Below are 8,973 nucleotides of genomic sequence, written 5' to 3'. Positions count from 1 at the left end.
CGAACCTAGAAAGACGGCACCAAAAACCGTAGTGTTACCATTACACCATAGACCAGCAGTGCTGTAAAGCGAGTGCAAATTTAAGGCTTTATTTAGTTTGTGCAAACTTTTTAACCAAAAAAAATCATTTTTTAAGTTTTTTTTCACTTTGAAATTCTTATTGACTTCAGAAGCTATTCAGACACAACAAATTAGTATCACTTGATAGTTTTATAGAATTTTTTGTTAATGGTCGATTCTTTACGTAAAAAAACATTTTCTTTGTAGGATAGAAAACTTTCAAATTTTTAACACCTAAATATGGCACAATTCAATTTCAATAAATGGAATACAATTATTGGTTGGTTTGCATTTGCAATCGCTTTAATTACCTACACATTAACAGTTGAACCTACAATGAGCTTTTGGGATTGCGGAGAATATATTGCTACCGCAGCCAAACTTGAAGTAGGTCACCCACCAGGAGCCCCTCTTTTTCAAATGATGGGCGCATTTTTTGCAATGTTTGCAATAGATGCACAGCACGTGGCTGTAATGGTTAACATGATGTCTGTTTTTTCTAGCGCATTTACCATATTATTTCTGTTCTGGTCTTCTTCTATGATCTTAAAAAAGATTGTTGCTCGTTTTGCTGAAATTGATCAAAACAATTCAATTGCAATTTTAGGAAGCTCTTTTGTTGGAGCTTTAGCCTACACGTTCTCTGATAGCTTCTGGTTTAATGCCGTAGAAGCCGAAGTTTACGCAATGGCCTCTTTATTAATTGCATTGCTTTTCTGGCTTGGTTTACGCTGGGAACAAGACATGGACAAACCAAAAGGGAACAAATGGCTTTTGATTATTTCTTTGGTTGTCGGACTTTCTTTTGGAGTTCACTTCATGGCTCTTTTAACTATTCCTTCAATCGGATTTTTATATTATTTTAAACATTACGAAAAAGTTACCATCAAAAACTTTATCATTGCCAATGTAGTTGTTATCGGAATCTTGTTATTTATTTTTAAATTACTTCTTCCTTTAACTATGGCATTTTTCGGGAAAACCGAAATTTTCATGGTAAACAGCATGGGACTTCCATTTAACTCAGGAACTATATTTGTAGCTTTATTATTTGTAGCTTTCTTCTATTTTGGATTAAAATTCACCAAACAAAAAGGATTAATATTTTACAACACTATTATATTATGTATTTTATTTATTCTGATTGGTTTCTCAACTTGGATAATGCTTCCAGTTCGTGCAAATGCTAATACTGTTATCAACGAAAATAAACCTTCGGATGCTACTGAGGTTTTAGCTTATTACAATCGTGAACAATATGGTGTAAATCCATTATTTTACGGTCCACAGTATACTGAACTTTTTGCCGGTCTTGATGCTAAAACTCCATATTTAGACAAAAAACCTAACTACGAAAGAGATTATAAAACTGGTAAATACGTTATTACCAATAATTATAAAAATGCCGAACAAAATTCTGATGACAACCAGAAAGCAGTTCTGCCAAGAATGTGGAGTACAGAAACTGCTCATATTCAAAACTATATCAACTTCACCAATCCTCCTAAATTCAGAATCGATCCAAATCATAATTATGATGAAGATTTAGCAGAATACGGAATTGACGCAAGCCAATTGAGCGAAGACGAATACAACAAAGCAACGGCTCAATTACGCAATGAAGTTGAAAAAACGGTTTCAGAATTCAGACATGCCTACGCTCAAAAACAAATTGATAATGAAGGGTATGTAAAATTCCTAAGAAGCTACGGTAAATATCTCTTGGTTGAAAAACCAACTACAGCTGACAACTTCAGTTTTATGTTCGAGTATCAATTTGGATACATGTACTGGAGATATTTAATGTGGAACTTTGTTGGACGCCAAAATGATGTTCAAGGAAAATATGACAATTTAGACGGTAACTGGATCAGTGGTATCAAACCTTTGGATTCTATTCACTTAGGATCTCAAGACAATTTGCCTTCTGATGTATTAAACAATAAAGGTCGTAATGCTTATTACTTCCTTCCGTTTATTCTTGGTTTAATTGGCTTAATGTACCATGCAAACAAAGACTTAAAAAGTTTTTATGTCCTTTTGGCTTTATTCTTATTTACAGGAATTGCATTAAAAATATATTTGAACGAAAGACCTTTTGAACCTCGTGAAAGAGATTATGCACTTGTAGGCTCCTTTTATGTTTTTGCCATCTGGATTGGGTTTGGAGTATATTCACTCTACGAAAGTTTCCAGAAATATCTAGCTCCAAAAATTGCAGGGCCTGTAATTATTGCTGGTAGTTTACTTGCAGCTCCCGTTTTGATGGCAGCTCAAAACTGGGATGATCATGATCGATCTGGAAGATATACTGCTGTTGCAATGGCAAAAGCTTATTTAAGTTCTTGCGATAAAGATGCCATTTTATTTACTATTGGAGATAATGATACTTTTCCTCTTTGGTATGCACAAGAAATTGAGCATTTTAGAACTGACGTCAAGATTGTAAATACAAGCTTATTTATGACGGATTGGTACATAGATCAAATGAAAGCGAAAGCATACGAATCTGATCCGCTTCCTATTTCTTTTACACACGATCAATATGTTGGGGATAGACTTGACTATACTGTTTATATCCAGAAAATTGATACACGTTGGAACATTAAAGATTTCATTGATTTCATTAAAAATCCTAAATCAACTGTTGGATTACAAAATGGACAAACTATTCATTTTTACCCAACTAATAAAATCAGAGTAAATGTTGACAAAGATGCTATCATTAAAAACAAAGTAGTCAACCCTAAATACAACGATTCTATTGTTCCTTACTTAGATATTAACATCAAAGGAAGCGCATTATACAAAAACCGCTTAATGATGCTTGATATCTTAGCAAACAACAACTGGAAAAGACCAATTTATTTCAGTGGTGGTGCTTTTGATGACGAAGATTATTTATGGCTGAAAGATTATCTGCAATTGGACGGAATGGTTTATAAATTAGTTCCAATAAAAAATAGTCCTTCTAAAGATGGAGGCCCATTAGATATGGGACAAATTGATGCAGATAAAATGTATAATATTGTTATGAAATGGGATTGGGGAAATAGCAATGGAAATATTTACCACGATCCTGAAACAAGAAGAAATAGTATTACATACCGCACTAATCTTTCTAGATTAATGTATCAGCTTATTAAAGAAGGTAAAATTGACAAAGCTAAAAACGTAATTAATTTAGCGATTACCCAAATGCCTTTGGATAAATATGGATATTATTCTCTAGTTGAAGCTTTTGGCAACGGATATTACAAAGTAGGAGAAAAAGCAAAAGCGCAAGACCTCCTAAACAAACTGGTTCAGAAGTATAAAGAAAACTTAAATTATTACGCTACGCTTACTCCTTCTGACCAAACTGATTTAGCAGTAGATATTATTACAGATATTGAGCGTTACAGAAGTTTATTACACGTAATGCAGGACAACAAAGACACTGTTTTCTACAATCAGCACAAAACAACATTTAACACTTATGTAAATGTTTTTGAACGTTTTGGACGTGAAAAAGAATAAATAATATACGAAAATCTTAACAATTAAAAAAATGCAGCGCTGTTTGATAAATAGCGCTGCATTTTTTAATTTTACATACATGTAAATTCAATTCAAGATGAGCTTTTATTGGGTAAAAACTAATTCATTTATTAAAACGGTGTTTTCTAAATATTGCTGGGACATTCCTAACAATGAAAAGAAAATATACCTAACGTTTGATGACGGCCCCACTCCAGAAATTACAGACTGGGTTTTATCTGAATTAAAAAAATTTGATGCAAAAGCTACTTTTTTCTGCATCGGTAAAAACATTAAATCCAACTTAGCTTTATTTGAAAAATTAATTACAGACGGACATTCTATTGGAAACCACACCATGAACCACGTAAATGGATGGAAAAGCCATACAAACGATTATATCGAAAATGTAAAAAACTGTGCCAAAATTTTAGACGAACAAGAAAAAGCTCCTCATCGTTTATTATTTCGTCCTCCTTACGGGAAAATCAAAAAAGCACAATCTAAAATTCTAAGAAGTTTAGGTTACAAAATTGTAATGTGGGATGTTTTAAGCGCCGATTTTGACCAGAGCATTACGCCTGAAAAGTGTCTTGAAAATGTAACAAAGAATGTAAAATCTGGAAGTGTGATTGTTTTTCATGACAGTATAAAGGCTTCTCCTAATTTGAGATTTGCTTTACCTAGAACACTGCATTTTTTAAAAGAAAACGGATATAAGTTTGATATTATTCACTAAATAATATCAAAAAATGAAGTAATTTAAACGTTAAATTGTTCTTGAACAATTCCAATTATAGTATTCGCATCAAGTTCTCCAGATTGTCTCCAGATCATTTGTCCTTCTTTATAAATCATTAGAGTTGGAAGCCCTTTTATACGAAGTGCTTCAGCTAATTCCTGATTTTTATCGACATCTATTTTAATTACTTTGGCTTTATCACCAAGCGCAGCTGCAACATCCTTAATAACAGGATGCATAGAAACTGACGATTCATTCCAATCTGTGTAAAAATCAATTAACACTGGAACTTGAGCATTTATTAGTTCTCCAAATTTTGACATAAAACCAAAAAATTAAGTTTTTTTAAATCTATTAAAAGAAATAAATATAATACAAATTTAGCATTTTTAACGAATTAAGCGACATTACGGCCTTTTTTTAGTTCAATGACCGTTATTTCAGGCATAATACCAACTCGTCCCGGATAGGCATGAAAACCAAAGCCGCGGTTAACATAAACGTATCTTCCGATGTTTTCGTATAAACCTGCCCATTGTTTGTAAATATACTGTGCCAAGCTCCATTTGAAATATCCTGGAATTTCGATACCAAACTGCATTCCGTGTGTATGGCCTGCAAAAGTCAGATGAAAGTTCTTTGGATGGTCTTTAATTTCAGCATCCCAATGACTTGGATCATGACTCATCAAAACTTTAAAATCATCTTGATGCACATTTTCAGAAGCTTTATTTAAATCTCCAGCTTTTTTAAAATTTACGCCCCAGTTTTCTACGCCAATAAGAGCAATTTTATCATCGCCTTTTTGGATATAAGTGTGCTCATTGAGCATAAGTTTGAAACCAATTTGACCGTACAAGTTTTTAATAGCTTGAAAGTTTTCGTCTTTTTCCTTTTCCGAAGGCCAAGTAACATATTCGCCATAATCGTGATTTCCTAAAACGGCAAACTTTCCGTATTTATAATCTTTAATACGTTTAAAAGTCTCCAGCCACGGATGCATTTCTTTTGCATGAGTATTTACAATATCACCCGTAAACAAGATTATATCTGATTCCTGTTGATTAATTAAATCGATAGCATAATTTATTTTCTCAGGATTATCAAAACTACCGCTGTGGACATCTGAAATCTGAGTGATTTTAAAACCATCAAAAGCATCTGGAAGATCTGGAAAAAACACCGTTTGTTTGATTACTTTGAAATTGTATTTACCTTCAAATATTCCATAAATTATAGAAAGAAAAGGAATTGCCGCAAGTCCTAACGCAATCTGACTTACAAATTTTCGCCTATCAGGCATCATTTCTTTTCTTGGAGCATTATAAACAAAATAGTTCACAATACTAGCTCCAATTCTAAAAATATCTTCGCCAAACATTATTAATGTAAGTACAATTTTAGGTACATATATTGTCAGCATCAAACCAGTTGTAAACATAAATTGTCTGGTCTGACCAACTGAACGATCTATTTGAGAAAAAGAATATATGATAAAAATTAAAAGCAGTGCACTTATAACCTGATAGCTTATCAAAACCCATCTTACTTTGATTAAAGTTCGAAAAGCCTGATAAGAATAGAACTCAATAAATAAAAAAAGAGCGCATAGAATTACAAAACGAAGGATCATTTGTTATAGTTTTAAGCAAAGTAACAAAGAATGAAAATTTTATCTCTTTTTATTATAAAAAATTTAACGCTGTAAAAAATAAAAAAGCTGAAAGATGGCTCTTTCAGCTTTAACCTACCAACCTTTTAAAACTATTTAATTTTACAACTTAATGTTGTTTTATTTTGCTTTTGGAGCTTCTGGTTTTACTGCAGCAGTTTCTGCTTTTTTATCTCCTTTAGCTTTTTTGCCTTTTTTATCGTGTTTAGCTACTTTTACTTCTTTTGATTGTGCTGGTGCTGCTGGGGTTGTTTGAGCGTTTACCATTGAAAATGTTCCTAGAACTGCTACTGCTAAAATTGCTAATTTTTTCATGACTTTAATTTTTATGATTATTATTATTTCATTATTTATAAGTCAAAGATAGAACCGTAAAATGAAGACAAAATGAAGATAAAGCCTTACAAATAAATTTAACTTTTAATTAGCTTTTTCAAACAGCAAAGTAAATGTTGTTCCTGCATTCAAAACAGATTCGACTTTAATCTGCATGTGATGAAATGACGAAATACTTTGAGCTATTGCAAGTCCCAACCCCTGCCCCTCTTGATCTGAACTAATACGAGCAAATCTGCTGAATATTTTTTCGAGCTGCGATTCATCCATTCCGATTCCAGAATCTTTTACCGAAATAAAATAATGTTCATCAATAAAACCGTCTTCTATTATGATACTGCCATTTGGTTTATTGTATTTAATTGCGTTTGTTACCAAGTTATAGATCAAAATATGGATCAAAGTTTTATTTCCTATAAAAATAAAGTACTCCTGCATTTTATTCACAAACTGAATTTCTCTATCTTCAATACGATCCTGAAGATCTTCCTGCAAATCTGAAACTACTTCGTTAAGATTAATTTCTTCATTTGCTTCATACTGATTATTATCAATTCTAGAAATTAGCAATAAGTTATTGATGATTTTTTTGAGCATATCTAATGTCTTTAGTGAACCTGCAATTTTGTCAACGGCATTGTCATCTAAAGATTCGTTCTGCAATAAATTTTCCAACTTGTTTTTAAGGAGTGCAATTGGCGTTAGCAATTCGTGCGAAACATTAGAAATAAACTGTTTTTCTTTTTTAAAAACTTCCGCAATACGATCCATCATTTGATTTAAAACAAAATCGAGTTCTCTAAAATCTCTCGAAGCTGCTTTGATTGGCGTATGGTCAAAAGTTTCCGGTTCGTTAACACGTCTAATTTTTCTATCGATAATTTTATAGAAAGGTTTAAGAAGGTATTCTATATAAAAAGTATCTGCCAAAAATGTAATGAGTAGAATAACTACAAAAACAATCAATATAAAAAATCGAATCACAAAAGTTAAGTCATTGACTTCACTCAAACTGCTTCCAATTTCCAGCTGATAATCTTCGCCTTCATAAGTAAAATGATGCTGTAGAATTCGATATTCATTTTCCTCACCTTCAATTACACGATTTTCGTTACTAAAAGTTGTTTTCTTCTGCCGTGGATTTATTGGAACACGCGAAAGCACTAAAAATTCGCTGTGAAGTGTAGAAAACTCCGAGAAAGTCTCAGTTGAATCATCGGGATTCTCTAAAAACTCATTAATTTCTTCTGGATTTAAATGCTCAATAAACTTCTTCTTTTTCTCCAGAAGGCTATTATTAATATGATGATAAACCACATTTTTTACCAAAATAGGAAGCATCAGCCATAAAATTAAGATCACCAACAATCTTGTCAGTGCATTAAAAATAGCTAATTGATGTTTTATTTTCACAAGAATACTTTATTCGTTTATACGATAACCTACATTTCGCACAGTTTCAAACCAATCGATTGGCGCATGTTTGTCTAGTTTTTTTCGGAGATTTCTAACATGAACATCAATAAAATTAGAATCGGAATTGACTTCCAGAATATCTCCCCAAATGTGTTCCGTAAGCTGTAAACGTGTTATTACCCGATTTTTGTTTAAAACTAAATATTGAAAAATATCAAATTCCTTTTTTGTCAAATTGATTGGATTATCATTGAAACTCACTTTATAATCCTGAAGCTGCAGAACAAAACCGTGAATGGTAAGATTATTTAAAGTAAATCCGTGAATTCTTCTAATCACAGCAAATAATCTTGCACTAAGTTCTGTCAAGGCAAAAGGTTTAGTCAAATAATCATCGGCTCCAAGATGTAAACCGTTAATTCTGTCATCTAGTTCACCTCTTGCTGTTAAGACAATAACTGCCATTTTTGATTTTGTTTTTCTAACGGTTTGCAGTACCTCAAAACCATCGCCATCTGGAAGACCTAAATCCAAAAGCATTGCATCATAATCGTTACTGGCAAATTCTTCTAAAGCATCGGCACAAGTGTGTGTAATCTTGCAGATATAACCCACATTACACAAAAAATCATAAACTTCTACTGCAAGTTCTCGATTATCTTCAACAATCAAAATATTCATAAAAATATACTTAAGCGTAATTAAAATTAATCATTTAAAAAGAAGAAAAGTCTGCTTTGTAAAAACATTAACGCAAAAAGCTGATAAATTTCTTCATCAGCTTTTACCATCTGCATTCTTCATAATTATCCTTCCTGTTTTGTTTCCTTACAATCATTCGAAAACAAAACAAAAAGTATCTTATTTTTTCATTGGTGCAGTTTCTGTTTTTGGAGCTTCACTTTTTTCTGATTTTGCTTTTTTATCAGTTTTGTGTTTACGATGTTTTGTGGCTTTTACTTCTTTTGCAGGAGTTTCTTTTCCTGTTTTTGCTGGGAAAGCGTGAACCATAACACTTGTTCCTAAAACTGCTACGAGTAACATCAATAAATTTCTCATGATTTCTAAGTATTTAAATGAATAACTTTTATTTTACACTTCGAAATTACCCTCACAAAATGAAGAAAACATGAAGAAAGCACCATCGCTAAACATTTTAACTTGATATTAACTCTTCGCTGTTTTTCTACCATATAAGTTATATGGTTTCAAAAAAATTAATTTTCAT

General features: G+C 32.2%; 8 protein-coding genes. 2 read left to right on the top strand and 6 right to left on the bottom strand.

From position 1 onward, the window contains the following. Positions 1-300: 300 nt before the first annotated feature. Together GSY47_RS03880 and GSY47_RS03875 are read left to right on the top strand one after the other, a co-directional pair. Positions 301-3,579, top strand: a complete 3,279-nt coding sequence (locus GSY47_RS03880) for a glycosyltransferase family 117 protein (RefSeq protein WP_179003096.1) — start codon at positions 301-303, stop codon at positions 3,577-3,579. Between the two features lie 97 nt (positions 3,580-3,676). Further along, on the top strand, positions 3,677-4,318 hold the full coding sequence (locus GSY47_RS03875) for a polysaccharide deacetylase family protein (RefSeq protein ID WP_179003097.1): 642 nt from the start codon (positions 3,677-3,679) through the stop codon (positions 4,316-4,318). 23 nt (positions 4,319-4,341) lie between these two features. Here GSY47_RS03875 and GSY47_RS03870 read toward each other — a convergent pair whose 3' ends face one another. The 6 genes from GSY47_RS03870 to GSY47_RS03845 all read right to left on the bottom strand — a co-directional run bounded on the left by GSY47_RS03870 (position 4,342) and on the right by GSY47_RS03845 (position 8,804). Continuing rightward, positions 4,342-4,644 carry a thioredoxin family protein gene (locus GSY47_RS03870; protein ID WP_008466807.1) on the bottom strand — a complete coding sequence of 101 codons (303 nt, stop codon included), beginning with the start codon at positions 4,642-4,644 and terminating at the stop codon, positions 4,342-4,344. Positions 4,645-4,718: 74 nt separating this feature from the next. Then, positions 4,719-5,954: a metallophosphoesterase gene (locus tag GSY47_RS03865; RefSeq protein WP_179003098.1), complete on the bottom strand. Its 1,236-nt coding sequence runs from the start codon at positions 5,952-5,954 to the stop codon at positions 4,719-4,721. A gap of 159 nt (positions 5,955-6,113) precedes the next feature. Beyond that, positions 6,114-6,308 (bottom strand): hypothetical protein, encoded by a 195-nt coding sequence (locus tag GSY47_RS03860; RefSeq protein WP_179003099.1) that lies wholly within the window; start codon positions 6,306-6,308, stop codon positions 6,114-6,116. A gap of 105 nt (positions 6,309-6,413) precedes the next feature. Then, entirely contained in the window at positions 6,414-7,742 is a 1,329-nt protein-coding gene (locus GSY47_RS03855) for a sensor histidine kinase (RefSeq protein ID WP_317197896.1), read from the bottom strand. Positions 7,743-7,751: 9 nt separating this feature from the next. After that, the gene (locus tag GSY47_RS03850) at positions 7,752-8,426 is read right to left on the bottom strand and encodes a response regulator transcription factor (protein ID WP_179003100.1); all 675 of its coding nucleotides are present in this window, start codon (positions 8,424-8,426) and stop codon (positions 7,752-7,754) included. Positions 8,427-8,606: 180 nt separating this feature from the next. Then, positions 8,607-8,804, bottom strand: coding sequence for a hypothetical protein (locus tag GSY47_RS03845; protein ID WP_179003101.1), 198 nt, complete (start codon positions 8,802-8,804; stop codon positions 8,607-8,609). Between the last annotated feature and the right edge of the window lie 169 nt (positions 8,805-8,973).

Source organism: Flavobacterium quisquiliarum, from assembly GCF_019308285.1.
GTDB classification, from domain to species: domain Bacteria; phylum Bacteroidota; class Bacteroidia; order Flavobacteriales; family Flavobacteriaceae; genus Flavobacterium; species Flavobacterium quisquiliarum.
This window is presented reverse-complemented; position numbering and strand designations above follow the sequence as displayed.

What these genes read in the sequence shown, in the direction of transcription:
- GSY47_RS03880 (WP_179003096.1), top strand. Translation starts at nt 301, where the DNA reads ATGGCACAATTCAATTTCAATAAATGGAATACAATTATTGGTTGGTTT.
- GSY47_RS03875 (WP_179003097.1), top strand. Translation starts at nt 3,677, where the DNA reads ATGAGCTTTTATTGGGTAAAAACTAATTCATTTATTAAAACGGTGTTT.
- GSY47_RS03870 (WP_008466807.1), bottom strand. Translation starts at nt 4,644, where the DNA reads ATGTCAAAATTTGGAGAACTAATAAATGCTCAAGTTCCAGTGTTAATT.
- GSY47_RS03865 (WP_179003098.1), bottom strand. Translation starts at nt 5,954, where the DNA reads ATGATCCTTCGTTTTGTAATTCTATGCGCTCTTTTTTTATTTATTGAG.
- GSY47_RS03860 (WP_179003099.1), bottom strand. Translation starts at nt 6,308, where the DNA reads ATGAAAAAATTAGCAATTTTAGCAGTAGCAGTTCTAGGAACATTTTCA.
- GSY47_RS03850 (WP_179003100.1), bottom strand. Translation starts at nt 8,426, where the DNA reads ATGAATATTTTGATTGTTGAAGATAATCGAGAACTTGCAGTAGAAGTT.
- GSY47_RS03845 (WP_179003101.1), bottom strand. Translation starts at nt 8,804, where the DNA reads ATGAGAAATTTATTGATGTTACTCGTAGCAGTTTTAGGAACAAGTGTT.